The organism is Rosenbergiella gaditana (assembly GCF_018494065.1).
Taxonomy (GTDB): Bacteria; Pseudomonadota; Gammaproteobacteria; order Enterobacterales; family Enterobacteriaceae; genus Rosenbergiella; species Rosenbergiella gaditana.
On the sequence record NZ_JABBFR010000002.1, the window covers coordinates 152,422 to 178,640 of the forward strand.

33 protein-coding genes and 2 pseudogenes are annotated in these 26,219 nt (G+C 45.8%); 17 read left to right on the top strand and 18 right to left on the bottom strand.

The window, feature by feature from the left end; genetic code table 11:
- Positions 1 to 27 precede the first annotated feature (27 nt).
- On the top strand, positions 28 to 603 hold the full coding sequence (locus HH682_RS02175; RefSeq protein WP_214235801.1) for a class I SAM-dependent methyltransferase: 576 nt from the start codon (positions 28 to 30) through the stop codon (positions 601 to 603).
- 12 nt (positions 604 to 615) lie between these two features.
- Here HH682_RS02175 and HH682_RS02180 read toward each other — a convergent pair whose 3' ends face one another.
- From HH682_RS02180 to HH682_RS02195, 4 genes are all read right to left on the bottom strand, one after another.
- Positions 616 to 1,782 (bottom strand): amidohydrolase, encoded by a 1,167-nt coding sequence (locus HH682_RS02180; protein WP_214235803.1) that lies wholly within the window; start codon positions 1,780 to 1,782, stop codon positions 616 to 618.
- Position 1,783: 1 nt separating this feature from the next.
- A complete protein-coding gene (locus tag HH682_RS02185) occupies positions 1,784 to 2,356 on the bottom strand; it encodes a TorD/DmsD family molecular chaperone (RefSeq protein WP_214235805.1) in 573 nt (190 codons plus the stop codon).
- Positions 2,357 to 2,483: 127 nt separating this feature from the next.
- A complete protein-coding gene (locus HH682_RS02190; RefSeq protein ID WP_214221571.1) occupies positions 2,484 to 2,732 on the bottom strand; it encodes a GlsB/YeaQ/YmgE family stress response membrane protein in 249 nt (82 codons plus the stop codon).
- Positions 2,733 to 2,874: 142 nt separating this feature from the next.
- Positions 2,875 to 3,528: a transglycosylase SLT domain-containing protein gene (locus HH682_RS02195; RefSeq protein WP_214235807.1), complete on the bottom strand. Its 654-nt coding sequence runs from the start codon at positions 3,526 to 3,528 to the stop codon at positions 2,875 to 2,877.
- A gap of 254 nt (positions 3,529 to 3,782) precedes the next feature.
- Between HH682_RS02195 and ldcA the strand changes: the two genes are divergently transcribed.
- From ldcA to HH682_RS02220, 5 genes are all read left to right on the top strand, one after another.
- Positions 3,783 to 4,706: a muramoyltetrapeptide carboxypeptidase gene (ldcA, locus tag HH682_RS02200; RefSeq protein ID WP_214235809.1), complete on the top strand. Its 924-nt coding sequence runs from the start codon at positions 3,783 to 3,785 to the stop codon at positions 4,704 to 4,706.
- A 39-nt stretch (positions 4,707 to 4,745) separates the two neighbouring features.
- A complete protein-coding gene (locus HH682_RS02205; RefSeq protein WP_214235811.1) occupies positions 4,746 to 5,096 on the top strand; it encodes a hypothetical protein in 351 nt (116 codons plus the stop codon).
- A gap of 101 nt (positions 5,097 to 5,197) precedes the next feature.
- Entirely contained in the window at positions 5,198 to 5,446 is a 249-nt protein-coding gene (locus HH682_RS02210) for a glycine zipper domain-containing protein (RefSeq protein ID WP_214235813.1), read from the top strand.
- 281 nt (positions 5,447 to 5,727) lie between these two features.
- Complete coding sequence (locus tag HH682_RS02215; protein WP_214235814.1) at positions 5,728 to 6,642, top strand: DMT family transporter; 915 nt, start codon at positions 5,728 to 5,730, stop codon at positions 6,640 to 6,642.
- A 263-nt stretch (positions 6,643 to 6,905) separates the two neighbouring features.
- Positions 6,906 to 7,088 carry a hypothetical protein gene (locus HH682_RS02220; RefSeq protein WP_214235816.1) on the top strand — a complete coding sequence of 61 codons (183 nt, stop codon included), beginning with the start codon at positions 6,906 to 6,908 and terminating at the stop codon, positions 7,086 to 7,088.
- Between the two features lie 53 nt (positions 7,089 to 7,141).
- On the opposite strand, the gene HH682_RS02225 is transcribed toward HH682_RS02220, so the two are convergent.
- The gene (locus HH682_RS02225; protein WP_214235818.1) at positions 7,142 to 7,978 is read right to left on the bottom strand and encodes an endonuclease; all 837 of its coding nucleotides are present in this window, start codon (positions 7,976 to 7,978) and stop codon (positions 7,142 to 7,144) included.
- 196 nt (positions 7,979 to 8,174) lie between these two features.
- Between HH682_RS02225 and HH682_RS02230 the strand changes: the two genes are divergently transcribed.
- Entirely contained in the window at positions 8,175 to 9,095 is a 921-nt protein-coding gene (locus tag HH682_RS02230) for a Kdo(2)-lipid IV(A) acyltransferase (RefSeq protein WP_214235820.1), read from the top strand.
- Between the two features lie 26 nt (positions 9,096 to 9,121).
- Here the strand turns inward: HH682_RS02230 and HH682_RS02235 are convergent, their stop codons facing one another.
- Positions 9,122 to 9,868: a molybdate ABC transporter permease subunit gene (locus HH682_RS02235; protein WP_214235822.1), complete on the bottom strand. Its 747-nt coding sequence runs from the start codon at positions 9,866 to 9,868 to the stop codon at positions 9,122 to 9,124.
- Positions 9,869 to 9,886: 18 nt separating this feature from the next.
- Positions 9,887 to 10,795, bottom strand: a complete 909-nt coding sequence (locus HH682_RS02240) for an extracellular solute-binding protein (RefSeq protein ID WP_338049294.1) — start codon at positions 10,793 to 10,795, stop codon at positions 9,887 to 9,889.
- A 197-nt stretch (positions 10,796 to 10,992) separates the two neighbouring features.
- Here HH682_RS02240 and HH682_RS02245 point away from each other — a divergent pair, with 197 nt between their 5' ends.
- Positions 10,993 to 12,075, top strand: coding sequence for an oxidoreductase (locus HH682_RS02245; RefSeq protein WP_214235824.1), 1,083 nt, complete (start codon positions 10,993 to 10,995; stop codon positions 12,073 to 12,075).
- A 48-nt stretch (positions 12,076 to 12,123) separates the two neighbouring features.
- On the opposite strand, the gene HH682_RS02250 is transcribed toward HH682_RS02245, so the two are convergent.
- Entirely contained in the window at positions 12,124 to 13,125 is a 1,002-nt protein-coding gene (locus HH682_RS02250; protein WP_214235826.1) for a zinc-binding alcohol dehydrogenase family protein, read from the bottom strand.
- A gap of 180 nt (positions 13,126 to 13,305) precedes the next feature.
- On the opposite strand from HH682_RS02250, the gene HH682_RS02255 reads away from it, so the two are divergent.
- Positions 13,306 to 13,545 carry a DinI family protein gene (locus HH682_RS02255; protein ID WP_214235828.1) on the top strand — a complete coding sequence of 80 codons (240 nt, stop codon included), beginning with the start codon at positions 13,306 to 13,308 and terminating at the stop codon, positions 13,543 to 13,545.
- 91 nt (positions 13,546 to 13,636) lie between these two features.
- Here HH682_RS02255 and HH682_RS02260 read toward each other — a convergent pair whose 3' ends face one another.
- The 4 genes from HH682_RS02260 to HH682_RS02275 form a co-directional block, all read right to left on the bottom strand.
- Positions 13,637 to 14,542 carry a DMT family transporter gene (locus HH682_RS02260; RefSeq protein WP_214235830.1) on the bottom strand — a complete coding sequence of 302 codons (906 nt, stop codon included), beginning with the start codon at positions 14,540 to 14,542 and terminating at the stop codon, positions 13,637 to 13,639.
- Entirely contained in the window at positions 14,539 to 15,102 is a 564-nt protein-coding gene (locus HH682_RS02265) for a TetR/AcrR family transcriptional regulator (protein WP_214235832.1), read from the bottom strand. Before HH682_RS02265 ends, HH682_RS02260 begins: the two co-directional genes overlap by 4 nt.
- A gap of 65 nt (positions 15,103 to 15,167) precedes the next feature.
- Positions 15,168 to 15,920, bottom strand: a complete 753-nt coding sequence (locus tag HH682_RS02270; RefSeq protein ID WP_214235834.1) for an SDR family oxidoreductase — start codon at positions 15,918 to 15,920, stop codon at positions 15,168 to 15,170.
- Between the two features lie 70 nt (positions 15,921 to 15,990).
- Positions 15,991 to 16,467, bottom strand: a complete 477-nt coding sequence (locus tag HH682_RS02275; RefSeq protein WP_214235836.1) for an OsmC family protein — start codon at positions 16,465 to 16,467, stop codon at positions 15,991 to 15,993.
- A 1,257-nt stretch (positions 16,468 to 17,724) separates the two neighbouring features.
- On the opposite strand from HH682_RS02275, the gene HH682_RS02280 reads away from it, so the two are divergent.
- The gene (locus HH682_RS02280) at positions 17,725 to 18,945 is read left to right on the top strand and encodes a cupin domain-containing protein (RefSeq protein WP_214235838.1); all 1,221 of its coding nucleotides are present in this window, start codon (positions 17,725 to 17,727) and stop codon (positions 18,943 to 18,945) included.
- Between the two features lie 207 nt (positions 18,946 to 19,152).
- The gene (locus HH682_RS02285) at positions 19,153 to 20,181 is read left to right on the top strand and encodes a TIGR04086 family membrane protein (RefSeq protein WP_214235840.1); all 1,029 of its coding nucleotides are present in this window, start codon (positions 19,153 to 19,155) and stop codon (positions 20,179 to 20,181) included.
- A 372-nt stretch (positions 20,182 to 20,553) separates the two neighbouring features.
- Here the strand turns inward: HH682_RS02285 and HH682_RS02290 are convergent, their stop codons facing one another.
- Both HH682_RS02290 and HH682_RS02295 read right to left on the bottom strand, forming a co-directional pair.
- The gene (locus HH682_RS02290; RefSeq protein ID WP_250318521.1) at positions 20,554 to 21,084 is read right to left on the bottom strand and encodes a P-loop NTPase family protein; all 531 of its coding nucleotides are present in this window, start codon (positions 21,082 to 21,084) and stop codon (positions 20,554 to 20,556) included.
- 375 nt (positions 21,085 to 21,459) lie between these two features.
- Positions 21,460 to 21,666: a T6SS immunity protein Tli4 family protein gene (locus tag HH682_RS02295; protein WP_214236044.1), complete on the bottom strand. Its 207-nt coding sequence runs from the start codon at positions 21,664 to 21,666 to the stop codon at positions 21,460 to 21,462.
- A gap of 179 nt (positions 21,667 to 21,845) precedes the next feature.
- Here HH682_RS02295 and HH682_RS02300 point away from each other — a divergent pair, with 179 nt between their 5' ends.
- Positions 21,846 to 22,277 (top strand): bifunctional diaminohydroxyphosphoribosylaminopyrimidine deaminase/5-amino-6-(5-phosphoribosylamino)uracil reductase RibD, encoded by a 432-nt coding sequence (locus HH682_RS02300; protein WP_214235843.1) that lies wholly within the window; start codon positions 21,846 to 21,848, stop codon positions 22,275 to 22,277.
- Positions 22,278 to 22,343: 66 nt separating this feature from the next.
- On the opposite strand, the gene HH682_RS02305 is transcribed toward HH682_RS02300, so the two are convergent.
- Entirely contained in the window at positions 22,344 to 22,592 is a 249-nt protein-coding gene (locus HH682_RS02305) for a transposase (RefSeq protein ID WP_214236045.1), read from the bottom strand.
- Positions 22,593 to 22,733: 141 nt separating this feature from the next.
- On the opposite strand from HH682_RS02305, the pseudogene HH682_RS15695 reads away from it, so the two are divergent.
- The 3 genes and pseudogenes from HH682_RS15695 to HH682_RS02315 all read left to right on the top strand — a co-directional run.
- Positions 22,734 to 23,000 (top strand): annotated as a pseudogene (locus tag HH682_RS15695) (site-specific integrase); the annotation flags it as partial.
- Between the two features lie 58 nt (positions 23,001 to 23,058).
- Positions 23,059 to 23,523, top strand: a complete 465-nt coding sequence (locus HH682_RS02310) for an STM2901 family protein (RefSeq protein WP_214235845.1) — start codon at positions 23,059 to 23,061, stop codon at positions 23,521 to 23,523.
- Complete coding sequence (locus HH682_RS02315; protein ID WP_214235847.1) at positions 23,517 to 23,843, top strand: DUF1493 family protein; 327 nt, start codon at positions 23,517 to 23,519, stop codon at positions 23,841 to 23,843. The genes HH682_RS02310 and HH682_RS02315 overlap by 7 nt, the downstream gene beginning before the upstream one ends.
- Before the next feature lie 24 nt (positions 23,844 to 23,867).
- Here the strand turns inward: HH682_RS02315 and HH682_RS02320 are convergent, their stop codons facing one another.
- Together HH682_RS02320 and HH682_RS02325 are read right to left on the bottom strand one after the other, a co-directional pair.
- Positions 23,868 to 24,173 (bottom strand): pyocin knob domain-containing protein, encoded by a 306-nt coding sequence (locus HH682_RS02320; RefSeq protein ID WP_214235850.1) that lies wholly within the window; start codon positions 24,171 to 24,173, stop codon positions 23,868 to 23,870.
- Between the two features lie 440 nt (positions 24,174 to 24,613).
- Positions 24,614 to 24,751 (bottom strand): annotated as a pseudogene (locus HH682_RS02325) (NADP-dependent isocitrate dehydrogenase); the annotation flags it as partial.
- A gap of 217 nt (positions 24,752 to 24,968) precedes the next feature.
- On the opposite strand from HH682_RS02325, the gene HH682_RS02330 reads away from it, so the two are divergent.
- Both HH682_RS02330 and HH682_RS02335 read left to right on the top strand, forming a co-directional pair.
- Positions 24,969 to 25,412: an STM2901 family protein gene (locus HH682_RS02330; RefSeq protein ID WP_214235852.1), complete on the top strand. Its 444-nt coding sequence runs from the start codon at positions 24,969 to 24,971 to the stop codon at positions 25,410 to 25,412.
- The gene (locus HH682_RS02335; protein WP_214235854.1) at positions 25,406 to 25,753 is read left to right on the top strand and encodes a DUF1493 family protein; all 348 of its coding nucleotides are present in this window, start codon (positions 25,406 to 25,408) and stop codon (positions 25,751 to 25,753) included. Before HH682_RS02330 ends, HH682_RS02335 begins: the two co-directional genes overlap by 7 nt.
- Here the strand turns inward: HH682_RS02335 and HH682_RS02340 are convergent.
- Complete coding sequence (locus HH682_RS02340; RefSeq protein ID WP_214235856.1) at positions 25,742 to 26,068, bottom strand: pyocin knob domain-containing protein; 327 nt, start codon at positions 26,066 to 26,068, stop codon at positions 25,742 to 25,744. The two genes, HH682_RS02335 and HH682_RS02340, sit on opposite strands and share 12 nt — an antisense overlap.
- Positions 26,069 to 26,219: the final 151 nt, after the last annotated feature.

Genomic DNA, 26,219 nt, shown 5'->3' on the forward strand with positions numbered 1-26,219 from the left:
TTCATTGAGTACTAACAGGAGGTTGATATGCTGGCTTCAGCAATAAATATGTTCCGTTCGAAAGCTGGATTTGTGCAACAATTTATAAGAAATCCTCGCGCAATTGGCAGCATAACCCCCTCATCTCATATACTTTGCGAAACTATGGCTCAGTGCGCTGACTGGCAAAAAGTGACTCGTGCCGCGGAGCTGGGTGCTGGCGATGGTGTGTTAACGCGTGTTCTGCTTCAACATCTCGCCCAGAATGCTTCGCTAGATGTCTTTGAAATCAGCCCATCTCTCGTTAAAAAATTACGTCAAATCCAAGACGAGCGGATGTCGATCCATTCACATTCGGCTGAACATCTGAGCGGACATTACGATGTTATCTTTTCAGGCTTACCTTTGTTATCGCTACCCGCAAAAATCCGTCACGCCATCCTAGAGAAAGTTCACGAGACCCTAGCACCGGGCGGTGTATTTATACAATTTCAATACACCTCCCTGACCCAACCCGAGTTATCCCGCTATTTCATTTGGGAAAGACAACGCGTACTGAAAAATGTCCCTCCTGCCTGGGTGTACCGGTGCCAACATAATTGGTCCGATAAAACCCTTGGCTAGCCTTGACCTATCTTAGCGACGATATTCAGCGCGCGCATACGCGACATTAAGCCACCAATCGATACCTTGACCAATGACTCCATCATCAAAATCGTACTCGGGATGGTGGCACATTGGTTTATCCCCAATGCCGAGGAAGCCATAAACACCTGGGGCATGGTCGAGATAGAACGCAAAATCTTCGGAAGGTCCAACGGGGCTATTGGCTAAGTAACAGGATTCACTCCCTCGCCATTGCTGTAGCGCTGTCACTAATTCTCCTGCTAGGGCTGCATTATTGACTACTGCAGGACAGCCCGCGAGATACGTGATGTCACCACTGCCGCCAAAACCTTGTGTGACGCTCTCTAACAGTTGCTGCATACGCTGTTTGACGTCCAGCCGCACTTGCGGATCATAGGTTCTCACCGTTCCGCTCAATGTCACCTGATCGGGAATAATGTTGTGTGAACTGCCGCCCTGTATAGAACCAAAGCTAATGGTTGCCGTTTGTAATGGGCTAATTGACCGGCTTACAATGGTTTGGTAATCAGCGATTAATCTCGCAGCCATCACAATAGGATCGATACATTGCTCCGGCACCGCTCCATGTCCGCCTTTGCCTTGCAAGGTTACGCTGAAAATATCACTGGCGGTGAGTGTTGCCGCCTGGTTCACCTCAATAATCCCTCGTGGACGACCGGGCATATTGTGCAAACCATAAATTTCTTCGAAGGGAAAACGTTGATGAAGTCCATCGTTGAGCATCGCTGGTGCGCCCAGTAAATTCTCTTCTGCACACTGGAAGATAAACACTAAGGTCCCCGCAAAATCACGATGTTTGCCCAGTAATTTTGCGGCACCCAGTAACATAACGGTATGACCATCATGACCACAACCATGAAATCGCCCAGCAATTTTTGAGCAATATTCTACCTGAGAAGCATCGTGCCCCTCTTGCATCGGTAGAGCATCCATATCTGCCCGTAGCGCGATCATTTTACCGGGTCGCTGACCTTTTATCAGCGCGACAATGCCTGTTTGACCGATACCTGTATGGATCTCGTCCATATTACACTGCTGTAAGTAAGCTTCTACCGCAGCAGCCGTTGCCACCTCTTCAAAAGCCGCTTCGGGATACTGATGTAGCGTACGGCGTAATGCGACTAACTCAGCAATAAAACTAGGTTCATAATGCATCTTACTGCCCCTCGTCGTCGTCAAGCCCCTCAGCCTCTAGTAGCTCTTCTGCCATGGCTTGGACAGCACCTCGGGTGGTCATTGCTAAGGCGCGATAAAATCCGGTTTGGGCGTGCGCTTCCATTTTACCGAGGAATGCCCCACACCAAGGCAATAGAAAGGTCTCAAACAAGGTGATGATTGCTTGGTTTTCATCATCAGCAGCATGATCTTCTAACCAAGAGGCGGCAAGGAGTAATAAACCGAAGTGGTCGGCTGGCGTCTCAGAGAGCGGCATACCGCGAGTCGTTAAGAAGTTTTTAACCTCAGCTTCGGCTGGACCTTGTGGCCATTGGTGACCAAAAGGTGTTACCGCCGGTGACTCACCATAGAATAATGCTTCGTAATCAGTACCTAAGCTATCACGATCATAAGCTCGCTGTAACTGCGCCAGCAATTCATCTTGTTCTAAGGGCCAGTGTTGGTTGAGTTTACCTTGCGCGAGCAGCTCCCATAGTGGCTCGACTGCAGGATCATTCGGGTGACGATAAACGAGCGTACCGAGGATACGACAAAGTAAGGAGAATTCATTCATGGGATCAGCCTATTGTTAGCAAGTATATTAGGCGATTGTACCATGATGGCTGATAACTACAGTGATTCGTGATTACTAGACATAAAAAAAGGCCACCGTCACGGTGACCTTTTTCATTCGTCAGAACTTAGCTTCTGATTTTGCGGTAGATCCACAGTACAACGATTGAGCCGATTACCGCTACCACAAAGCTTCCGAAGTTGAAGCCATCAACACGACCGTGACCGAAGAACGTACTGATCCAGCCACCTACGACCGCACCGACAATCCCCAGAATAACAGTGACGATGAAACCGCCGCCGTCTTTACCTGGCATAATCCATTTCGCAAGGATCCCTGCGATCAGACCAAAGATAATCCACGAAAGAATACCCATTTACTGCTCCTTATCTGACAAACATCAATTTAGTCATTCACAAAGTGATTAATAAATATTTTTATACACTGTCGAAATTATTATAGGCAACAATTTGAACAGTGGCGAATAAAAATTGATAAAAACTTTATTATTTATGATGTTAACTATCTTGATAAGCTTCCGTCACCTTGCGCAGATAGCGTGGCGCTTGGGCTGCCGGATGTTCACGCTGTACATAACTGATAAATTGTTCTGGTGTCATGCGATTAATTTTTGCAATCGCACGCTCACGACTTGCTGAAAAAATACGCATTAATGCCCCAGCACCGTTAGCATAGGAAACGATGGTGGCGTAGCGCAAAGTCACCGGGTTTTTAATGCCTGATAACTCATTTTCTTGTAACAACTTCAAATACGCAGTACCAATCTGAATGTTTTTCGCCGGATCTTTAAGCTCGTGGCCACTCGGTTGTCCACGACGGCCTATTGCTTGGTAGACTGCACGACCGGCTGTAGAGGCTTTGATTTGCATCAAACCAATGGCATTGGAGTGACTTACCACCTTTGGGTTTCCACCGGATTCGACACTAATAATGGCGCTGACAAGTTTCGGGTCAACGCCATAATGACTGGCGGCATCTTGGGTATAATGGGACCAGTGATCATTAGTGACCACTTTACCCGGTTTTGAGATCGCTTGGGGATCGAGTAAAAATTTAGCGTTTTGTATCGTCTGCGTATCAGTGATCTGTGTCGGATGCTGTGAACAGGCTGACAGCGTTAAAACCGCCAACAGCAAAAGTTTGCTTTTCACGTCATGGAGTTCCTGAAGAATGAATTGCGAGCTATGTTACTCAGCAGTAGAAATTTAAAAATGGCTGTTTGTCTTAAAAAAAGCGACATCCAAAGCCCCTTTAATCATAGTTTTTCATGATTTGATGGGTTTTTTAGCATAAAAAACAGAAAGATCCTAATTTTGATTCCCCATCATCAAATATTTTTCGAGAGTTCTTGCCTTCATTAGATGACTCACTCATCATAAATTTTTACCCAACATTGAGCACATCTATGTCTACTTCTCGTACTATACGTCTGATAGCGCCCTCGGGTTATTGTCAAAATCAACTGACCGCTGAGCGTGCTCTTGAACGACTGAGCCGCGATCATCAGCTCGAGAATACGGCGATCATCACCCGTAGGGCGCAACGCTTTGCCGGTACAGATGCTGAGCGACTCAACGATATTAATGAGCTGGTTACCCTAGCGGATTTACCGGATATTATCCTCGCGGTACGAGGTGGCTACGGGGTTAGCCGACTGCTGGCAGATGTGGATTACGCGGGGTTAAAAGCGCGGTTGACCGATGAGCCAGCTTTACTCTGTGGTCACAGTGATTTTACCGCCTTACAACTCGCCCTTTTGGCCAAGTCAGATTTGGTAACCTTTAGCGGCCCCATGTTAGCCGGTAATTTTGGCGCAGAAACGCTATCGAGTTTCACGGACTCCCATTTCTGGGGAGTGTTATCACAATCTGATTACAGCCTCTCTTGGCAAGATAGTCATGATTTATCTGGAACCTGGCAGGGAAAGCTCTGGGGAGGCAATTTAGCGATGATCTGTTCGCTAATAGGAACCCCTTGGTTACCTAAAATTGTCGACGGCATCTTAGTGATTGAAGATATTAATGAAAGCCCTTTCCGTGTAGAACGGATGCTTCTTCAGCTGTACAACTCAGGGATACTGGCCCAACAAAAAGCGGTCATCACCGGTAGCTTTACCCGTGGTGAACCCACCTCCTACGACGCAGGGTATCAGCTTGATACAGTGTGGGATTACCTACAGCAAAAAAGCGGTATTCCTTTTATCAATCATCTCGATTATGGACATAATGCAGATACCGTCACCTTACCAATAGGTGCACAAGCAACGTTGATCGCGCAAGAAAAGCAGCGACAATTACACCTTACAGGCTATCCTTTCTTACAACCTTAATAGACTTAACATCGCTGCGACGTATTAGAGGGAGTCACGATGCGAGGAATGATTTACCTAGTCCCAATTGCATTTATACTCGCTGGCTGTAGCCATAAACCTTACGGTCGGTCATGCCCTGGGGAGGTGTCAACGCTAAGTGGGCAAGTTACTGGCCATTCCCAAGCCTGGGTTTTCGATGAGATACAACGTTTCACTGTGACTGATGAGGGTACCACCGTGCACAGCGGCTATCTACACAGCGCTAATCGCGCTCTTTATGTCCCGAGTGCAACCACCTCTGAAGGCTTTCTTGCTCAGCGACTCTCTACAGACCGTTTTCGACTGATTGATGCAAGCCAAGATACTATGGTGACTTGGACCTGCCCTGTCTCCGTCGCTGGGCCATAAAGTGCTCTTCTCTTAGGAAAAGTCCGTAAGCGCTGCATAAATTTTTTTCTTTGCTATAGTTAAGTTATCAACATTACATCAGCCTACCAAGGAGCATTTTAATGGTCAGTAAAATTCAAGATAAAGTTGAAGAGTATGCAGGTGCAGCGGAAGAAGCCTACGGTGACGTGACCGATCAAGATGATCATTCTGCACGTGGTGCAGCGCGTAAATATGCTTCGCAAGCAAGTTATGCAGTGAAAGACGCGGCTGATACAATCAAGCAACAAGTGTCTGATAAGCCTTATGCAGGTTTAGCTGTTGCCGCCGCCGTGGGCGTGGCCTTCGGTTATCTGCTCGGCAGAAAATAGTTTATTGATAATTGAAAAAGCACCTTCGGGTGCTTTTTTTGTGTCTAACGCCTGAAATAGTGTTGCAATAAGTGCTTTGTGACGCTATTTTTAGGTGACAGAATACTTGAGAAAAACAATCAAGTATTCACCCAACTTACTCAGATTGCTCTAGTTATCTTGCCCGCCTCGCGCGGGCTTTTTTTTATGCGACGGATTATTCCGCTCAGCGCGCTAACCATTCATAAGTTCTATGATATAGTCCGCGCCCACTCATTATTTCGACACTAAACAGGAGCATTATGGACGTCAGAAAACAACTTGATGGTACTGCGGTCATTGCGATGCTATTGATTTGTCTTGTTTGGAGTTCACAACAAGTCATTTTAAAAGAAATAGCCGGTAATTTCTCTCCGCTACTCTTGCTTGCTTTTCGTTCAGGTATCGCCGCATTGATGCTCGCGGTACTGATGATAGTGCAGCGTCAGCGCTTCCCTATTACCAACGGCATGTGGTTAATGGGCGGATTAGTCGGACTACTTTTCTCTTTAGAGTATTTTTTTGTTTCTGAAGCCGTAAAATATACCACTGCTGGTCATGTCGTAGTGTTTCTCTACACCTCACCCATATTTGCTGCCGTGGGCCTAAACTTCGCTATTAAAGATGAACGTTTATCTGGATTACAATGGGTTGGCATTGTGTTCTCCTTTATCGGAATCTGCGTGTCCTTTTCGGGTGGTTTTGGTGACAGTACCATGCTGAAGGGCGATTTCTTTGCATTACTTTCCGGATTAATGTGGGGCGCAACAACTGTGGTGATCCGCAGTACAAGGGTCAACCAGATGGGGTCAAGACCCATTCTGCTTTATCAGTTAATTGTCTCTTTTATTATTCTTTTACTGGCCAGTTGGTTGAGCGGTAACACCCTTTTTGAACCGACGCTGAAAAATATCACCGCATTAACTTTTCAATCTGTGGTGATCTGTTTTATAAGTTTCCTTGCTTGGTTTGCGCTGCTCAAAAAATATGTTGCCTCACAGTTGGGGGTGCTCACTTTTATGACACCTCTGTTTGGCGTAATCTTAGGGGCGTTGCTATTACATGAAACCATTCAAAATACTTTTGTTTGGGGGGCGAACTTAGTCGTTATCGGGATTATTTTGGTGACGGTTAAAAGTGGCGGCATTAGGATTTTTAGACGTCGCCGTCCGCTCTAAGCGAGTTATCTGCTAACGTTTTGCATAACGAGTAGATCAATGAGGTCTACTCTATTACGTCTCCCCATATCTTCTTCCCTTCAAGTCCAGCATTCAAAAAGAAATTTCAATTTTTGTAAAAAAAACCCCGTCATCTGATTGTCACACTATAGTTGTTATATGGGTTTCAGGAATTGGCGATAATGCCTAAGTTTTCCGAATCCACGTCCTGTGCTGGGATCATTTTGCAGGGTCTGGTGTTGAGCAATCTGAGGAGAAGACGAATGTTTACCTTAACAAGAAACGAATTTGAATCGATTAATCCCGACTACCGTGGCGTATGGCAGAAAGAGTGTATTGAGCTACCAAAATGGCCACAAATCCGTGAGCAGTATGTAGGAAAACGTACTATCTTACGTCAGGGTGCCTTACTGATTGAAGATATGCACTTCTCCATAATGACCTGACTGATTTCCCTCGATGAAAAGGTAAAGGGTATAAATCCTTTACCTTCTACCCTTTACTCGTCTAACGGAATAACCTCGATACCGCTGAATAGCGCACGACAAAGAATCCGATAACTGTCGCCATCAAAGCTGTTTTCGTGCTGGTCCTGAGGTAACACGCTCAAGATACTCACGGTATTGATATAGCGCCAGTGATCAATAATATGATAGTCATTAAATCCCTCACGTTGTTCATGTATCGCCACTCGCCCCTTATAGGGCCACATTTTTATTTGCCAAGCAGATAAAGCGTTGATGACGCGTAAACTATGATCCTCAATCGTTTCCTTACCTTGGCACACCCCACGGCATTTCCCCAGCATTGACCGAAAACACCCTCTTCCCCGTTGTGCAGCTTCAACGCCCAATGTGGCTAAACAGAGCTGATACTCATCGGCTAAATTTCGCGTGAACTCCATCGCGGTCCGCTTATTACGGAATAAACCGTAAAGGTTCGGGGTACGAGCAAAATTATGTTCGTTAGAGCTGACAAATGCGATGCCCGGTTCACGCCATTGTAAAGAAAAGAGCGACCGTTGTTTGCGTAGCTGCTTGTTGTGTAGCGGAATGAGCTGCTTAATTAATGTGGCCTCAAGTAATTGTGCGCCAATATCCCCTGCCGTCTCGGTATAAGTGATCCTATCTGTTTGCCGTAATAGCTTTGCTTCACGTACCGTGCGCAGATGTGACAGGACACGGGACCGGATATTAACGCTTTTACCTATATAGAGCGGCACATGGCTATTCGTCGCCCAGAAAAAATAGACGCCAGGCGTCGCGGGAAGATGCTCAAGAGTCTCGCGGAGTTGCTGCGGATAGCGATAAAGTTCAGTGTCATGTTCATGGGCCATAAAGAGTCTCGTCATTCTACTATTCACTAAGTGTAGCAAATTGATCACACTTTATGATTAGCGTGGCACAACCCGCACTTGGCAGGCATCTCTATGATGTGTAGGGCTTTTACAAAGCTAACCCAGTATTTTTTCCTTGATTACGATATAATACCCGCCATATTGTTAAAATTTATTGAGATGATCAGGGTTTATAATGACCATTTTGCCTAAGTTTACTCGCCAATTACTGCATCCACGCTATTTTCTATTATGGTGTGGCATTGGCGCGCTTTATTTAGTCGTGCAGTTACCTTATAAATTTTTGAACAAGCTAGGGCCAATCGTCGGACGCCTAGCAATGAAAGTGTTGACAGACCGCGTGTATGTCACCGCGCGTAATCTACACCTCTGTTTTCCTGAAAAAACGGAGGTGGAAAGAGCAAAACTGCTGAAAGAAAACTTCGAATCGGTGGGCATGGCACTATTTGAAACCGGTATGGCTTGGTTTTGGTCTGATGATCGAGTAAAAAAACACTTTACTGTGACCGGTCTTGAGCACATCACGAAAGCTCAACAAGAAGGTAAAGGGGTATTGTTACTGGGCGTCCACTTTCTGACCTTAGAACTCGGCGCACGTATTTTTGGTATCTACAACCCAGGGATTGGCGTTTATCGACCCAACAATAATCCAGTCTTAGATTGGCTGCAGACCTATGGCCGTATGCGCTCAAATAAAGATATGATCAACCGCCGTGATGTGAAGGGGATGATACGTGCCCTCAAGCAAGGTGACATTCTGTGGTACGCCCCTGACCACGACTATGGTCCTAAAAGTAGTGTGTTTGCCCCTTTTTTTGCCGTCGAAAATGCCGCCTCGACCAAGGGGAGCTATATGTTGATTAGAATGAGCCAGCCCGCCATCATCCCTTTTTTGGCGCGTCGCTTACCGGGGAATAGCGGCTATGAGATGGTGATTTTACCGGCGGCGGAAGACATTCCTGTGGATTCTGATGTCAACACCGCCATTGCTCTGAATAAACTGGTCGAGCGCTGTGTGATGATGGCCCCCGAGCAGTATATGTGGTTGCACCGCCGCTTTAAAACCCGCCCCCAAGGCGAGCATTCCCTTTACTAAACGATAGCCCGCACTGTGCTTGCGGGCTAGCCTTTCTGCTTTCGCGAACGATAAAAACACCATAATGGAAACGGTAGACTGGTTAACAGTAAAATCCATAATAATGCATAGACAGCGTCCACTCCCCCATTTTGTAAATCAACGTAGAGTTTGACTGGGATGCCCTGCGGGAAATAACAGAATATCATCACGATGCCAAATTCCCCCAGTGCCCTCGCCCAAGCCAAAGAGAGGCTATTGAGTAATCCACGTTTCGCTAAGGGTAATGTTAAGCGCCAGAAAAGCTGCCAGCGGCTTGCTCCAAGTGTCTGCGCCACTTCGGCGACCGCCGTGGGAACACCTTCAAACGCATTTCGTGCCATTAACACGTAAAAGGGCAACGCCGCGTAGAGTTGAGCGAGGATAAACGCCGCGGGGGTATTGGTTAAATTAACACCAATCCGCGCAATAATTTCCCCTAGCGACCCATAAGGCCCGTACGCCGTTACCAGTAAAATCCCCATTGCTAATGGCGGCGTTAATAATGGGATAAGTAACCCAATTTCAATTCCTAAGCGCCACGACGATTGCGTTTTTGCTAACCATAGAGCGACAGGCGTCCCCAACACCACAATTAGGGGCAAGCTAATTAGGCTTAAACTTAGAGATGTCCAGACGGCGCGGCCATCGCCATAAGCTAATTCAAAGTGATGCCATGGGGTGACCATCAGTAAAGTAATAAACGGTACTGCAAGCAAACACAGAGCCGGAAACATCAAACCGCGTAATAGCATCAAGTTCACCGAGGGGGGTTAACGTGCGTAAAGTGCTTTTCCTTTGGGCTGGTCATAACCATTATCCTTGAAGATTTGTTGGGCCGACTCGCTGGTGAGGTAACGCACAAACTGTTGAGCCAATTGCGGGTGTGGCGCGTTGTTGAGTACCGCGGCATAGAAGACTAACGGTTGGGGATGATAGGTTTTACGCTGACCAGTGTGATCGGTTAAGGCGAAACTGACTTTGTCATACCATTGTTGGCTGTAGTCGGGATTACTCAAATTGATTGGGTCAGGTAACACAACATAAGGCAGTTTGGCTGAACGCGTCGCACTTTCATATCCTGAGGCGGCATCCACCTGTCCAGCTTGCAGGCGCGCTAACAACCCTCCTTCTGCCGCAATTTGTTGTGGGTTGATCAGCTCACCCATAATGTTTTTCGCTAATCCGGGTTGTTGATAATAACGTTCGGCAAGTTTTAGCGTGAAAATAATATTTTGTCCTTGTGGGTCGCTAGTAGGATCCGTACGGCCAAAATGCAGTCCAGGTTCTGACAGAATTTTCCACCAAGGTATCTGCCCCGCGCTTCTTGACTGAGCAAACTGCTGTGCGAAACGACTCTGCGGGTTATAAGCGATGACCATGCGAGTACTGGCTACGGGTTGGGCCTGATCGACAAGTCCGGCCTGTTTTAATATATCAATCGGTCCCGGCGTGATGGAGACGAAAACATCGGCGACCACTTTTTTAGCCGACAGTAAACGCGCCATACCATAAGCCCCCTGCCCTTGGCCTTGGTAATCAATATGGTGTTGTTTGGCAAAGTCAGGCCCTAGGCCATTATCCATCACGACTCCCATCGACCCAGCATAGGTGACTGTGAGTGTGTCCGCTAAAGCCGCTTGGCTCACGCAACCGAGGCTAGTCAGTAATAGTAAAAGCACGTGTTGACTCTTTTTTGGGGTGAAACGAAATGCGGTCTGCACGAATGACACACTCGGTCAGGGATAGGATCTCTACACCATAATCGGGCTAAAAAATGAAATCAAGTCAGGTCTTAAGGTTCTCCTCGTCGCGGATTCCTGTTAACGTTGTTAATTAATTAGAATATCGTAACATTTACCCTACAAAAAGGACGCATATGAGTCAGCTTCCTCTACAAACTGGCCCCCGTATTAAGGTTGCTTTGATCGGCTATGGCTTTGTCGGTAAAACTTTTCATGGCCCATTAATCAGTGCTATTGAAGGGTTAGAGTTAATCGTTGTCGCCTCAAGTGACAGTGAAAAAGTTCATAAGGATTATCCAGACGTCGAGGTCATCGCCAGCGCTGAAGCCGCTATTACACATCCACACGTGGATCTCGTGGTCATCGCCAGTCCGAACCAGACTCACGCTTCCCTTGCCAAACTCGCCCTATTGGCTAACAAGCATGTGGTTGTCGATAAGCCTTTTACACTTGACCTGCCAGAAGCTCGCGAGCTAATACAGTTAGCCACTCAACAACAGCGACTCCTCTCTGTCTTCCATAATCGCCGCTGGGATAGTGATTTTCTGGCAATAAAAACCTACATCCAAGCGGGTAAGATCGGTAATATCGCCCATTTCGAGTCACATATGGACAGGTTCCGACCTCAAGTACGTGATCGCTGGCGTGAGCAAGCACAACCTGGGAGCGGTTTATGGTTTGATATTGGCCCACATCTGGTCGACCAAACCTTACAGCTTTTCGGTTTACCGGACTCGGTTGAAGGGAATATCTGTTTATTACGCGAAGGCGCACAAATCGATGATTGGGCACACGTGGTGTTGAACTATCCGAAACATCGGGTGATCCTTCATTGCTCAATGCTTGCAGCGGGGGGGAGCCTACGCTTTGTCGCGCATGGCACCGAGGGGAGTTTAGTGAAAACTTGCATTGACCAGCAAGAATCTCAATTAGCGGCGGGTATTCTACCGGGCAGTGAAACCTGGGGACAGGATAATGATGAGGTTATCTATTATTGCCCTGAAGGAAAATCCCACTTATTACCGACACCTGCTGGCGATCAACGTCTCTACTATCAAGGTATTGCTAACGCTTTACGCCAGGGTGATAACAACCCGGTCCCCGCAGTAGAAGCGCTGGCGGTGATGGCAGTGATTGAAGCCGCTGTCAGTGCGTCACAAAGTGGTACCCGCCAAGGCTTAGCGCTGACCGAACAAGAAATAGCTCAGCTTCGCTAATCTCACTGTTGGGCGAAGCGAGCTCTGCCCCTTCGCCCAATACTCTGGTTAAAAACCTTCTAAAACGAGTTTGCCTTTCGCTTTATGGCTTTCCAACATGGCGTGAGCCTTACGCAGATTCTCCGCGTTGATGGTGCCATAATGTTCTGCAAGCGTGGTGGTCAGTACCCCCTCATCAATTAGCGCTGCCACACGACTGAGGATCTCATGCTGACGGATCATATCATCGGTTTCAAACAGAGAACGGGTAAACATAAGCTCCCAGTGCAGAGAGATGGCTTTGCGTTTGAGGGGTAACGCATCCAGTGTTTTGGGATCGTCAATCAATCCTAATTTCCCTTGTGGCGCCAATAATTCGATAATGTCTTTATAGTGACTATCGGTATGCGTCAGGCTCGCCACATAGTCGACTTGTTCAATGCCTATCTTCGCGCAGCCTTCAACTAACGAATGCGTGTGGTCAATCACCTCGTCGGCGCCCAACGCCTTCACCCATTGCACGGTCTCTGCGCGGGATGCCGTACCAATAACACGCAGACGGGTCAATTGCTTGGTAAGTTGCGTTAACATAGAGCCCACGCCACCCGCCGCGCCGATAATGAGCAAGGTTTTGGTCTGTTCGGTATCTACCGCTAAGCGATCGAACAAGAGTTCCCAGGCCGTCAGTACGGTAAGGGGCAACGCGGCAGCTTCCGCATCACTGCACTGTGTAGGCTTCTTCGCAACAATACGTTCATCGACCAGATGATACTCAGCATTGGTCCCTGGACGTACCAAGGATCCTGCATAGTAGACCTTATCACCGGGCGAGAATAAGGTAACGTGTTCCCCGACCTTCACCACTTCACCCACAGCATCCCAGCCTAAAATACGCGGTTCTTGGGTTGATGAACTGCGCCGTATTTTGGTATCAATGGGGTTAACCGATATGGCAGCAACCTTAACCAGTAAATCGCGTTCACCGGGGGATGGCATATCCAGTTCAATTTCATACAAGGCTTGAGGATCAGTAATGGGTAATTGATGGTCACGATAGACAATCGCTTTCATAACACACTCCACAGGTTATCGAATGAGGTTTTTTTCTCGCCGTTAAATCATAGTGGATTATCCTGATAAACACTGCTTTATATTTCGAGAATCGCTATCACTTGCAGTTAAAAGTCCTTCTTGACAAGTACTTACCGCCTAGGCACTATACTGGTTATCTATACAGTTAATGGGTGAGTTATGTACGTAGAGCTAGTTTATGATAAAAGAAATGTTGCCGGGCTCGATAACGCTGCTGACATTATTCTGCAAGAATTGACACAGCGTGTTAAACGACTGTTTCCTGACGCAGAGGTACGGGTTAAACCGATGCAAACCAATGGATTAAACAGTGATGCCAGTAAGAGTGATCGTGAAAAGCTTAACCGCCTGTTAGAAGAGATGTTCGAAGAAGCCGATATGTGGCTGGTTGCAGAGTAATCTTAACGGTGAGGGTGATCGCGATCACCCTCACCGCTTCGTTATTTACCGGTACCCCGTAACACTACGGTCAATAACAGGACACCTAATCTCATTTACTCGCGGTTGAGCGCGTCGGCCACGCGGTGATCACTAAACTGCTGACGATTAACCCTATCCCCAACCAGCCCAGTGGGGAGAGGGTTTCACCTAAAATAGATACAGCAAGTAAGGCTGCCACGACCGGTTCAAGTAGCGTAATTGCCGTTGCCACACTGGCTTTTATGCGTGCAAGTCCTGCGCCATAGCAGAGGTACCCTACGCACATAGGAAAGATCGCCATATAGCTTCCCACCGCCGCATTACGCCAAGAATCAAGTAAAGGCGCTCCCGTTAATATCAATAATGGTAGCAACAGTATCCCACCGACTCCGAAGGTCGAGCCCATGGCCGCGCGACTCATTATTCCCTTCACCATCATCCTTCTCGCCGTCCAGGAATATAAGGCATAGGTCAGCCCAGCCACTAACCCTAAGGCAACGCCAAGCAGTAAGGCATGTGAGGGGGGGCCGCTATCTGTTGAGGAGTCAGTGTGTAACTGAGCCAGTAAGCTGATACCTATCACGCCGACTAAGGCTCCACAGAGCCACTGCTTAGATAACGCACTACCTTCTAAACGGTTTTCAATCAGGGCAGAAAATAATGGCGCTGAGCCGATGGAAATCACTGTTCCTATCGCCACCCCAGCAAAATCCATTGAGCAGTAAAAAGCCAAAGGGTAAATGGCTACAGCGCAGGCACCAAAAATCAGTAAGTAGCGGTGTTGTTTAAGTTGCGAGAGTGAGCCAACAATAGCCGGTAAGGCTAACAATGCTTGCAGTATTCCCCCCACACCCATTGCAACACAAGCAATGGTAATTGGACTTAATTGAGGGGCTAAGCGCGCCGCAGTCCCGGTAGTCCCCCAAAGTAATGCTGCCATCACCACACAGCTATTCCCCAATGCAGTAGGCTTCATAGCGCCACCAATCGCTGGGCAACGGAGTGCCTAGCCAGCTCGATCAAGGCTGAATGACCACTCAGACCAGCAAGACTGATACTGCCTTCAAGTAAAAAAGCGAACTCTTGCGCCAATAACGCCGCGTTTTGAGACTCAATCGACGATAGCTCACACAGCGCAGATTCAATAAATTGCTGAATTTGCGCTTTCTGCTCAGCCACACATCGCCGTTCTAAGGAGTCAACAGGAAACTCAGCGGCTGCATTGAGTAGACCACAGCCACGAAACCCATTCTCATACTTTTTTTCAGCATGATCTTGGTAGGCATCATAAACTGCCAAAATACGTTCTTGAGGGGTTTTTGCTTGCTCCAGTCTGCGCGCATAGAGGTCAAGCCACTGTTGATGGCGAAGGGCGAGATAATCTAAAACTAAACACTGTTTCGAGACGAAGTGATTATAGAAGCTCTGCTTAGCGACTCCCGCACGCTTGATAATGCTATCAATACCTGTCGCATGGATACCGTGATTGTAAAACAGCGTATGGGCCGCTTCGCGTATTTTTTCTTTAGCCGACATAGTTATAGACCCCTTAAATAGACAGACCAGTCTATCTATTTTCCGAGTTATTTCAAGTAAGACCCCTACTTTCCTCCCGCGAGGTCGATAAAGCTACCCGTAACATAAGAAGCTTCTTTCGATAGCAACCAGGCAATCGCATAAGCCACTTCGATCGGCTGACCCCCTCTTCCCATCGGTAATTGTGACTTTAGCCGTTCAACGCGATCGGCTTCGCCCCCCTCAGCATGCATATCGGTATAGATAAACCCAGGACGTACCGCATTCACCCGGATACCCACAGCAGCGACTTCTACACTTAGACCACGCGTAAAGGTGTCGATAGCTCCTTTGGAGGCTGCATAATCCGTATACTCAAAAGCCGAACCCAATCTTGCCGCCGCCGATGAAACATTCACGATAGCGCCTCCGCGCCCTTGATTCTGGGTCGACATCCGCTTGACAGCTTCGCGGGCACAAAGAATTGAGCCACTGATATTCGCGGCAAAGAGCTGCTCCAAGCGAGGGGCAGAAAGCTGTTCAATTGTTGACTGCGTGAAAAGACGGGCGGCATTGTTGACCAACCCGGTTATCGGCCCTAGCCGTTGGTCGATCTCGGCGAACATTTCAATAATTTGCTGCTCATCGCTAATATCAGCGGCGATTGCGATCGCACAACCGCCCTGCTGACGGATAAGTTCAACAACCGCTTGGGCTTCTTGATCTCGCTGCCGGTAATTAATACAGACCTTATGCCCTCGTTCAGCGAGTAATAGCGCCGTTGCCTTACCTATCCCCCGCGAACCGCCAGTGACTAAGGTAATATTTTGCTGTGCCAATCCTGAACTCCTTGTTAACACATAATGAACGCTTCGTTACGGCCAGAGGTCATTAAACTAAGACGTAAGATTAGCCTTGGTCAGAGGCGATAATAAACCGGGGTTGGTAGGTCACAGGAGAATTAACTGAACGCGCAATAAAACAGACAGGATGTACATCATCATGTAATTTTCTTGCGAGATCGAGGTCGGTATTGGGTAAAACTGTAATCACCGGATGTAAGGTCATGGAGAGAAAGCGTCCCGCACCGTTAGGTAATACTTCTCCAACCGCAGTGGGATTATCCTGATAGGCGACAACGGTTACGCTCGCAGCTGAAGCGAGATGCAAATACCACAACATATGGCAAGCCGACACCGACGACATTAATAAATCCTCAGGATTCATCTTAGTCGGGTCCCCTCCTAGCAAGGGATCGTTAGAACAGGAAATAATGGCTTTACCGGGGAGGGTAATATCCCAGGTTCGAGCATAACCACGATAATGTGCGGTACCCTGCCCCAAGTTACCTGTCCACGTAATAGAAGAGTGGTAAGTGTGTTCCATAACCTATGCCTCAAAATGAAGTAAAGCGTTACTCAATCAAAATTCTTATGAATCGTAAAGCACTTATTGAGTCTAGTGACGGCTTGGCGTTAGAGGGGGATTGGTTGGAGTAAAGAGTGCAAGATGATGATTTGCACTCTCCCACCAAGAGTTTGGCGTTAATACGGTTTCACATACATCACGGTAATTAGGAGTGCAGCCATGATAATACAAGGTACGACGATAACTGCGAGTAGCGTGATCATCCAGAATTTACGCTTAGACTGAGACATTGTGGTGCCCGTTCGGAGTCGAGAATGATGTGACATAGAATACCGTAGAATAGCCACTCTATCTAGGTAATGAGGGCCAAAATTCTATTGACCTTCTGCACAACAACGTAAATCAGGGAATATCCTGCATAGACTGTCACTCAGGACTCAATAAAAAAAGGCCCTTCTAATGAAAGGCCAACTAGGAAATTACTTTTCTATTCAGGAAGACCTTTGTTTCCGTTCAAAGGTTTATGGCATAGCGGCACTTATCCTTTAGTGATAGAAAATCCCTGCTCTTCGACGCTATAAATTAAGCCTAGACCACATAAACGAGAATATAAAGGTATTTAAATTTTTTATCGAGCTGTGATGCTATCTGATGACCAGTGTGGTGCATTACCCGACATCAACTGCCGTCGTATCGATTTTATTCGCTCTGCTTAAGTTCCCGGTAACGAACTTCTTTCTGGAAAAAAACCACCCCACCCTGTTATGAGGCAGGATATTCATTATTTAAAGAATAACCACTAAAGGTGGAACATCTGATAACCAAAAGTTGACGCTTTACTATTTCAAGAGGCATGCTCAGATGACGAGTAAAAATAATATAGCGGTTTAAGGGGGGGTTAAAAACATAAATTATAGGGATTAACCTCCTATAATAACAAAGATCCCCGCCCTATTTTTCTGGCAAACGCTATCTTCCCTTATTTAACCTGTACGACATTTGTAAAAATTATTCTAATTGTTAACGACCGAATTCATTGTGTCCTCTACAGGAAAAATATTTACTCCATAAAAAAATCTCTTAACCTACTTAAAAATAGGGAGATTACTTGAAGTAAATTAAAGGTGAAGGATTCAAGCTATTAAAATGACGTATTCTCACAATAGGATTTTTCGATAATAGTAATTATATTGCTAACATAATGTTACATCGACTATTTCTTGTTTTACCTTTACTCACGTAAAAAGGAGGGTAAACACTAACAAGAGGTTTTAAATGGCTAATTTCACACGGCGCAATTTTATGTCTTTTGCTGCAGGGGGCACCATGATGCTTGCTGCAGGTGAAGTGCTCGCTCATGATAACGATACAAAAGCCTATCCTTTTAAGGCCGATTTTCCTGGTCCCCACGATCCCCTTCGTGAGCAAGAAAATAAGGATTTAGTTTATCCCCCTTCGACGGACAGCGGCACCTTACCCAACCTACGCTATTCATTTAGTGATGCCCATATTCGACGGAGCAGTGGTGGATGGACACGACAAGTCACCAATAGAGAATTGGGGGTGGCGCAAACCATTGCCGGTGTAGACATGCGCCTCAACGCAGGGGGCATTCGTGAACTTCACTGGCATAAAGAAGGTGAATGGGCCTTCATGACCTACGGTCATGCGAGAGTCACCGCATTCGATACCGACGGAGGCTGGTTTATCGATGATATTTCCGCAGGAGATCTCTGGTATTTCCCGCCTGGGATTCCACATTCCATTCAGGGAATAGGGAATGATGGCTGCGAATTCCTTTTAGCCTTTGATGATGGAAGCTTTGATGAGGACAGTACTTTCCTGCTTTCCGATTGGTTCCAACATATTCCGCCAGAAGTCTTAGCAAAAAACTTCAATGTGCCCGTATCAGTCTTCTCACATTTACCCTCTCCTGCAAGTGAATATATTTTTGCTGGGAAAGTGCCTGGTGATATTGCCTCAGTCACGCCCAAAAAAGGAAAAAAATCAAAACAGTCTTTTACTCACCGTATGATGCAACAAACACCCATTACCTCTGCAGGCGGTACAGTCCGTATTACCGATTCATCCAATTTCCCAGTTTCAAAAACCATCGCTGCCGCCTTAGTCGAAATAGCGCCTGGTGGGATAAGAGAACTGCATTGGCATCCTAATAATGATGAGTGGCAATATTATTTAGAGGGTCAAGGACGGATGGGGGTATTTGCCTCATCGGGTCAAGCACGTACATTTGATTATCGTGCGGGCGATGTCGGTTATGTTCCTTTTGCTATGGGGCACTATGTTGAAAATACCGGCGATACGCCGCTGCGTTTTTTAGAGTTATTTAAAAGCGATTATTATGCCGATATCTCACTTAACCAGTGGTTAGCCAGTACGCCTGTTGAATTGGTTAAGGAACACTTGCATCTCGACGATCAGTTTATTGCGGCATTGTCGGCACAGAAAAATGCGGTAGTGAAAAACAACCCTTAACATTCTGCTATTTTTTGGCGGAGTTTATCACTCCGCCCTCTTCGCTTAAGCGTTTTACCCTTACTTTCCAACGTCTGAATACCCTGCACGTCATAGCATTCTAGCTGGTTACTGAAGCAGTAACTCAGAATAGAAGAAAAAAATTAGAATTTTCCTAACTTTGAACTACATTGATTAATGGGTCATTCTTTTAAAATGGAGTTAAAGATGGAATTACAAAACGAAATTAAAATAACCAACCGGATTTCTTGGGGTAGCATTATTGCAGGCGTTATCACGGTGTTAGCAGTCTCGCTACTATTAACTACTCTCGGCGCTAGTTTAGGCTTCTCTCTTCTCTCCCCCACACAGGACAATATTGTTAACGGTGCCGATAAAGCCGTAATGATTTGGACGGTGATTGCGTTAATTATCAGTTTGGCTTCAGGTGGATTTGTTGCGGGCCGCTTAGCGGGCGCGGATGGCTTAATCCATGGTTTCCTAATTTGGGGAACCACGTTACTGGTTGCAACCGTACTAGGTTTCTCTGCAGTCGGTGGTTTAATTAAACTCACAGGAAGCGCGGTAAGCTCAGTGGCTTCCGGTGCAGGTACCGTAGTCAGTGGTGCCGGCAAGGCCGTGGCAAACACTGCCGATTTTAGCAAAGAGATGTTCGATAAATTAGGGGTTAACACCAACATTGATATGTCTGATACCAATCAAGACGTGATCAATGCGCTGAAAAAATCGAATATTCCTGAATTACAACCTCAGTATTTACACGACCAGTTACAGCAAGCGGGGAATGATGTGATGGATGCAGGAAAATCCATTGCTACTCACCCTGAAAACAGCGATCAAATCATTAGTCAACTTACCGATAAATTGAAATCTCACACTGAGACAATCAGCAAGTCGGTTAATCGCGATGATGTTAAAAATGCGTTAGCGCAAAACACCTCGATGACGCAAGAACAGGCGGATCAAGCGGTCAATAACTTTATTCAAGCTCGTGATAAAGCGGTACAGCAAGCGAATGAAAGTATCGACCAACTACAAACCAAGGTGAACCAAGCTAAAGCGCAATATGCTCAATTTAAGCAAGAGGCCAAACAGAAAGCCGATGCAGCGGCAAAAGCGGCAGCAAAAATCTCTTTATGGTCTTTCGTAGCCCTACTGCTAGGCGCGATTGTTAGTTCAGTCGCCGGAATGTGGGGCGTGAATACCCTACCTAACGGTAAACGAATTAAAGCCTAAGCCAATAGCCCTAATCTTAAGATTAGGGCTTTTTTGTCTCAACAATCCCTTCACCTTTTATATTCCCTTGCTGAAAAGTTAAGCGTGAAAATATCTGCTACTCGTTCAATTGGATCTTTATTCTGTGAATCCAACTTTTCATTCGGTGCAGGTTCAAAACATATCTGATTCAGCAATACGGTTCTCCTGTGGCAAAGCTGACATTTAAATCACTCTACTGAACCACTTTATCAACCGATAGTCCATCATGTTGGAGTTATAAAGGGGCTTGGGGAAGGCCGCTCAATGCTATTCTGCCGCCCCGTCTTTGATACCAAGCGCGAATTCTATCAAGCCCTGTAATGGCTCAAGACTTGTTACTCTTTTAAAATGCTAGAGAAGCCCCCAGCTTTTAACGTAAGCATTGATTTCACGAGGTGAAACGAGTATCAGCTTAGGTATAGTTGCCTGCTCAAAAAACATTCTATGACGAACATGGTTTTTAGGTGAATGATATAGAATATGTTTAATCATTTCCCATGTCACCGCCTCCCTTTGGGTAGTGAGACCACCGATTCTCGGTTTTGACGAATAGCATCGAGTTATATAGCGCAGCAATGCTGTGGAGGCGGGTATATCAATGAGTAGCAGTCCCGTGGCTCGTTCTAATCGAGAGGGTATACATTTGGAGTAATTTCCTTCTATTACCCAGCGTTCTTTACGAATAGCCTCTTCATGTAACTGAAAGAAATCCTCCGGTTCACGCGGCACCCACTTTGTATCAGGGAGATGATGTAGTTGATCAAGATGGATGAGCGGTAACGAATTTTTAACGGCTATTGCTTTTGCCAGTGTGGATTTTCCGCTGTTTGATGGCCCTATGATACAAATACGTTGACCAAGATCATTTAATGATAAAGACATATTCACTCACCGCCCCTTCACAAACGTAGAATATTTAACTAAAAAATACTTTTCAAAATTGGTACGCGACCGCCTAGCATATTTTCCCCACTACATAACGACGGCCAATATCGCTACATTTTTGCCAATTCATGTTTTCTGCCGAGGAATGGACCGATTGTTTCCATAAAACGATGGCCCTTTCTCAGTCACTGCCATATTGAACGACACGGGTGGTTATGGGTTATCGTGCCGTGCAATGCTTGGATCATCCCAGTAGTGATAAAGGTTAAGGCTGTCAGTACATAACGATATGGCATGGTGAGAACTCCTTCCTCAACCCCTAGTTAGCTCACCGAAGAGACTCAAACAATCCTCGGCACAGAATCTTATCCGTCATTTATAGCGCAGCGAATTCACTAGCCTATCCCAGATGTCTATCATCTGCGCTTCGCTATAACGTGTTACTTTATACTCACTGGTGAGTCCAATACTAATTTTTGGCTTATCCGGTGTCGCATCACGCTCATTCGCGTTAAAATCAAAATCATAGAACGTGTTCTTTTCATCTTTTCCCGTCCCACTACAAAATATATAACTGATTAAACAATAATTTTTTTATTAACTTAAAGGAAAGATTATTTTACATTCCCACTTACTTCATGGATATTCTTAAATCAAATTTTGAGGCTTGCTAGAGCAAAATCACCTCAAAAAAGGGACATTCATACTAGATGACTTAAAAAGCGTAAACCTATATACATATTTGGATATGAAAGCGGATGAGCGAAAATGTAAAATTTATGTTGCTAGCACTTGAAACTTCACGTCTAGCCTTACCTCAATGCAGACCAAACCCACCTGTAGGTTGCGTGATAGTCCATAAGGGCAATATGGTTTCTAAAGGTTTTACACAATCCCCTGGCCACCATCATGCAGAAATAGATGCCATCTCAAAACTAACCGTTCCGATTAGTGAGTGCGAAATATATGTCACGCTTGAGCCCTGCTCTTTCCAAGGTAGAACCCCCTCCTGTGCTCAAACACTTGCTAAAATTAAACCGCAACATGTCTATATTGCTCTCCAGGACCCTCATCCTAGAAATAGGGGCGCAGGACTTAATATTTTAAAAAATGCAGGTGTTAGCTATACGTTAGGAATCGGAAGACAAGAAGTAGAAAATTTTCTCTCGCCTTATTTTGTAACATCTTGAATAGAAATTTAAAGGCTTAACATACTGATTTTATTTGAGACTTCCTATCCCAAAATTTAACCTGCTCTAACATATGCCTGTTTTGAATGGGTGTGAGTCTTTAGTTGAATAAATCAGACTCCGAACAACGCAGCTGAACGTAAAAACGATGTCCATGAAGTTCTGCGCAGCCCGCAGGGAAAACTTGAATAGACGCTCAATGTCCAGAATAGTCGTGATGGCGAAATCAGAATAGTGCTGAGGTCGTCTCCATGATAAAGATGCTGCGAACTCATACCAGGCTTTAATCGCGTTATCGTCAAGCCAGAAAGTGATAGCGCCGCGATGAACAAGAGCTTTGTTGTAGGTATGTCAGTGGGTAATTCTATATTTCTGTTTTGTCACGGGACGAGCATTGGTGCCGAATGATTCATGATCTGATCCTTTAACTCAGCAAAAGTTAGATTTATTCATCTAATCCTCACTGTATTGAAAAAGGCACGAGGAAAATCAGATCTAATCTGGCCAGAGAATGCAGCCCCGACGTTTCATGCACAACGATCACTATCGGAGCGACTCTATCGCGAGCAGGGTATCAATACTCAAAAATTATTGGGACATAAAACATCAAAAATGACTGACCGTTATAACGACGATCGCGGTGAAGACTGGGTCACACTTTCACTAAAATCGGGGGAGTTTTGGGGAAGAATTTTGTTATCTGAAAATGCAGAGGCTGCTTGAATCCGCCTAAGAGTTTGTTTATATTTTGAACTCAATTCATAAAATCAAGGAAGGATATATGGATACGGTTGAAGAGTTAAATGGAACTTATTTCTATGCAGGAAAATCAAATCTAACCGCAGAGAAACTTTTATTTATAATTTTCTGCGAGAATACTGCAAGTCAATTCGGGATTGGTGTAACTGATTTTAGTGCTGTCATCGCCATTGTCTCAGGGAGAAACAACTTAGGCACAAGAGGGAAATTCGCCAATGCCACCAAAGGTACATCTTATGCCTCTATTGGAGCAAGAGCCGTATTCAGGAAAACAAAATTCCCCCTTGGCATTTCATTACCAACCTGGCTTGGCGGTTACTCACCTTGGACGGCTCGCCGTGTTATGGTTCGTAACATTGCACCATTTGTTGGTCGCTCAATACCTTTGTTGGGTGTGATTATTCTTGCTTCTGATCTGACACAAATTACCTACCGCACCCTACGTGACTACAACACCATAGCACGAAGCAAGGATAAGTTATGGTAAACAATATTGAGCAGAGAGTTTATGAGCTTGTACGACCTTATGCTGGTACGTATCTGTTCAACATAAAGAAGGTGGCGTTAACACCTGAAACTGATCTTGATACTGATCTGAGTATTGATGAACTTGAAGTCGAAGATCTGATGAATGATTTCTTCGAAAAGTTCAAGGTTGAACGGGGTAATTACAAGCTTGAAACCTACTACCCTACCAAACCTTTCTCATGGAATCCTCTCAAAAAAGCACCACCCATACCTGTACCTGACTTCACCATTGGTATGCTGATCGAATCAGCTAAAGCTGGGCGTTGGCTATACGATTAACAATGCCGGGGGCTCCCCGGCACTTCATCCACACGCTCTCCACGTAGAAAACCCCAGCGGACTGCCGAATGCATATCGCCGATACTCGAGTGTAAAATTATAAGGCATATAACCCTGTCGACATCCGCCATCATCGACCCCTGTACTATAGACAACCAGTACCCCGGCCACAGCTTCTGGATAGTTAAGCAACATAGTCGCGTTGCTGGTCACGTTCTGGAAATATTGGCCAGATTCGGTTATGCCATTCAGATCGGTTCCTGCGGGTAGCGTCTTGTCAGCCATAGGTACCGCACCGGTTTCATTCACCGTTAGCGCATCCTTCGTCACAAGTTGCCCAACCCCAGATTCTTCTGAGATTCAGCCTGTGCCTCTTTTGGCAAGACGAGCTGGGATTGTCAAACCCAACACGATCAGCACCAGTTTTAAAAAAATTCGCGAGCGATTGGGATTATCCTAGGACAAAGATTCGCCCCCTACTTTTCACGAAATTAGATCGCTATCGGAGCGAATATATAGGGAGCAAAAATCAACACTAAGGATTTATTAGGGCATAAAAACCAGCGCCAAACTGACCGAGATCATGACGATCGCGGTGAGGATTGGACCACTGTAGCGGTATAAATTGGGAGGGGTTTTGATAACTTATTTTGATAATATTTTGATAACCCTTAGCAGGCGAACAAAAAACGGGCCCCTTTCGGCGCCCGCTTCTCTTACTCGCTACAACTCAATGCTTAAATGTTGCTGATGATCGCATCACTAAAATCTCAGCATTTCAGTAACTTAGCGCCTTCCATCAGACGTTCGAAATCGTAAGTCACGGTCTTATTGGCGATGGCACCTTCCATTCCCTTAACGATAAAGTCCGCGGCGTCGAAGCCGCCCATGTGACGGAGCAGTATCTTTAAAAACTAAAGTTAATTTTTTGAATTTCATAGAAATTAACAAGTAAAAACATTTATGAAACTCACGCTAATTTACACTCAATAACGGCAATAAATCCACATAGTAAGCTTTAGTTTTGGGAAAGCATTTTGTTATATGAAATTGCAACGACTATTTGAATCTGTCCAGGAATTTTTTTATATTTTAAACTGAATTCATAAAATCAAGGAAGGATATATGGATACGGTTGAAGAGCTAAATGGTACATACTTCTACAATGGATTAATTAATCTGACACCTGGCGAACTATTTTTTTTCATATTTCTTGAACAAGCACAGAAGCAGCTAGGTGCAAGTGATATTATGGCATTAGCTCTTATCATCCTAGGTCAACCCACCCAAACTACAAGAAGGAAGCCCGCAGGAGCAACACCGGGAACATCAATCCTTAGTGAAAATCTTAGGCGTTGGTTGAAGTTTCGGGTTAATCGTTGGCCCACTTTGACAAATGAAAGTATTAAGGACTTACGGTTTAGTTATGTGAATAACTTAGGCGCTTTTGCAGGGCGTTGGATACCAATTCTTGGCATTGCCTTTGTGATGAATGACGTCTTGCAAATAGGATTTCGCACCGTCAGTGCATACAATCGGATTGCAAGAAAGGATGACCGTATATGGTGAGAGATATCGAAACAGCCGTCCTTCGCTGGTATGAGACGACCTACAATACTAAGCCACTTTTTGCCAAAACATCCCCAATATTGACACCGGAAACTAGCATAAATACGGGCAAGTATCCGTGGGCAAGGGAGACAGGCCACGAAATTATGCAGAGCTATTTTCAGCAATTTACTGTTGATAGTACTGGATTCAACTTTATTACATACTGGCCTTACGAAAAAGGCATACTGCCTAACTGGCTCCGTCCAGAATCACAAAAGGTCCCTGAAATATCAGCCAAACCTTTAACACTCGGTATGCTGATAGAATCAGCTAAAGCTGGGCGTTGGCTATACGATTAACAATGCCGGGGCTACCCGGCACTTCATCAATACGCTTTCCGCGCAGAAAACCCCTGCGGATCGCCGATACTCGAGTGTCGAATTATAAGGCATATGACCCTGTCGACATCCGCCATCATCGACCCCCGTACTATGGACAACCAGCACACCGGCCACAGCCTCTGGATAGTTAAGCAACAAAGTCGCGTTGTTGGTCACGTTCTGGAAATATTGGCCAGATGTGGTTATACCATTCTGATCGGTTCCTGCTGGTAGCGTCTTGTCAGCCATAGGTACCGCACCGGTTTCATTCGCCGTTAGCGCATCCTTCGTCACAAGTTCGCCCAACCCCAGATTCTTCTAAGATTCAGCCTGTGCCTCTTTTAGCAAGACGAGCTGGGATTGTCAAACCCAACACGATCAGCACTAGTTTTAAAAAAATTCGCGAGCTATCTGGATTATCCTGGGACAAAGGTTCGCCCCCTAC

Coding starts and splice junctions, on each gene's coding strand:
- HH682_RS02175 (WP_214235801.1), top strand. CDS start 28: ATGCTGGCTTCAGCAATAAATATGTTCCGTTCGAAAGCTGGATTTGTG.
- HH682_RS02180 (WP_214235803.1), bottom strand. CDS start 1,782: ATGCATTATGAACCTAGTTTTATTGCTGAGTTAGTCGCATTACGCCGT.
- HH682_RS02185 (WP_214235805.1), bottom strand. CDS start 2,356: ATGAATGAATTCTCCTTACTTTGTCGTATCCTCGGTACGCTCGTTTAT.
- HH682_RS02190 (WP_214221571.1), bottom strand. CDS start 2,732: ATGGGTATTCTTTCGTGGATTATCTTTGGTCTGATCGCAGGGATCCTT.
- ldcA (WP_214235809.1), top strand. CDS start 3,783: ATGTCTACTTCTCGTACTATACGTCTGATAGCGCCCTCGGGTTATTGT.
- HH682_RS02205 (WP_214235811.1), top strand. CDS start 4,746: ATGCGAGGAATGATTTACCTAGTCCCAATTGCATTTATACTCGCTGGC.
- HH682_RS02210 (WP_214235813.1), top strand. CDS start 5,198: ATGGTCAGTAAAATTCAAGATAAAGTTGAAGAGTATGCAGGTGCAGCG.
- HH682_RS02215 (WP_214235814.1), top strand. CDS start 5,728: ATGGACGTCAGAAAACAACTTGATGGTACTGCGGTCATTGCGATGCTA.
- HH682_RS02220 (WP_214235816.1), top strand. CDS start 6,906: ATGTTTACCTTAACAAGAAACGAATTTGAATCGATTAATCCCGACTAC.
- HH682_RS02225 (WP_214235818.1), bottom strand. CDS start 7,978: ATGGCCCATGAACATGACACTGAACTTTATCGCTATCCGCAGCAACTC.
- HH682_RS02230 (WP_214235820.1), top strand. CDS start 8,175: ATGACCATTTTGCCTAAGTTTACTCGCCAATTACTGCATCCACGCTAT.
- HH682_RS02235 (WP_214235822.1), bottom strand. CDS start 9,868: ATGCTATTACGCGGTTTGATGTTTCCGGCTCTGTGTTTGCTTGCAGTA.
- HH682_RS02245 (WP_214235824.1), top strand. CDS start 10,993: ATGAGTCAGCTTCCTCTACAAACTGGCCCCCGTATTAAGGTTGCTTTG.
- HH682_RS02250 (WP_214235826.1), bottom strand. CDS start 13,125: ATGAAAGCGATTGTCTATCGTGACCATCAATTACCCATTACTGATCCT.
- HH682_RS02255 (WP_214235828.1), top strand. CDS start 13,306: ATGTACGTAGAGCTAGTTTATGATAAAAGAAATGTTGCCGGGCTCGAT.
- HH682_RS02260 (WP_214235830.1), bottom strand. CDS start 14,542: ATGAAGCCTACTGCATTGGGGAATAGCTGTGTGGTGATGGCAGCATTA.
- HH682_RS02265 (WP_214235832.1), bottom strand. CDS start 15,102: ATGTCGGCTAAAGAAAAAATACGCGAAGCGGCCCATACGCTGTTTTAC.
- HH682_RS02275 (WP_214235836.1), bottom strand. CDS start 16,467: ATGGAACACACTTACCACTCTTCTATTACGTGGACAGGTAACTTGGGG.
- HH682_RS02280 (WP_214235838.1), top strand. CDS start 17,725: ATGGCTAATTTCACACGGCGCAATTTTATGTCTTTTGCTGCAGGGGGC.
- HH682_RS02285 (WP_214235840.1), top strand. CDS start 19,153: ATGGAATTACAAAACGAAATTAAAATAACCAACCGGATTTCTTGGGGT.
- HH682_RS02290 (WP_250318521.1), bottom strand. CDS start 21,084: ATGTCTTTATCATTAAATGATCTTGGTCAACGTATTTGTATCATAGGG.
- HH682_RS02300 (WP_214235843.1), top strand. CDS start 21,846: ATGAGCGAAAATGTAAAATTTATGTTGCTAGCACTTGAAACTTCACGT.
- HH682_RS02310 (WP_214235845.1), top strand. CDS start 23,059: ATGGATACGGTTGAAGAGTTAAATGGAACTTATTTCTATGCAGGAAAA.
- HH682_RS02315 (WP_214235847.1), top strand. CDS start 23,517: ATGGTAAACAATATTGAGCAGAGAGTTTATGAGCTTGTACGACCTTAT.
- HH682_RS02330 (WP_214235852.1), top strand. CDS start 24,969: ATGGATACGGTTGAAGAGCTAAATGGTACATACTTCTACAATGGATTA.
- HH682_RS02335 (WP_214235854.1), top strand. CDS start 25,406: ATGGTGAGAGATATCGAAACAGCCGTCCTTCGCTGGTATGAGACGACC.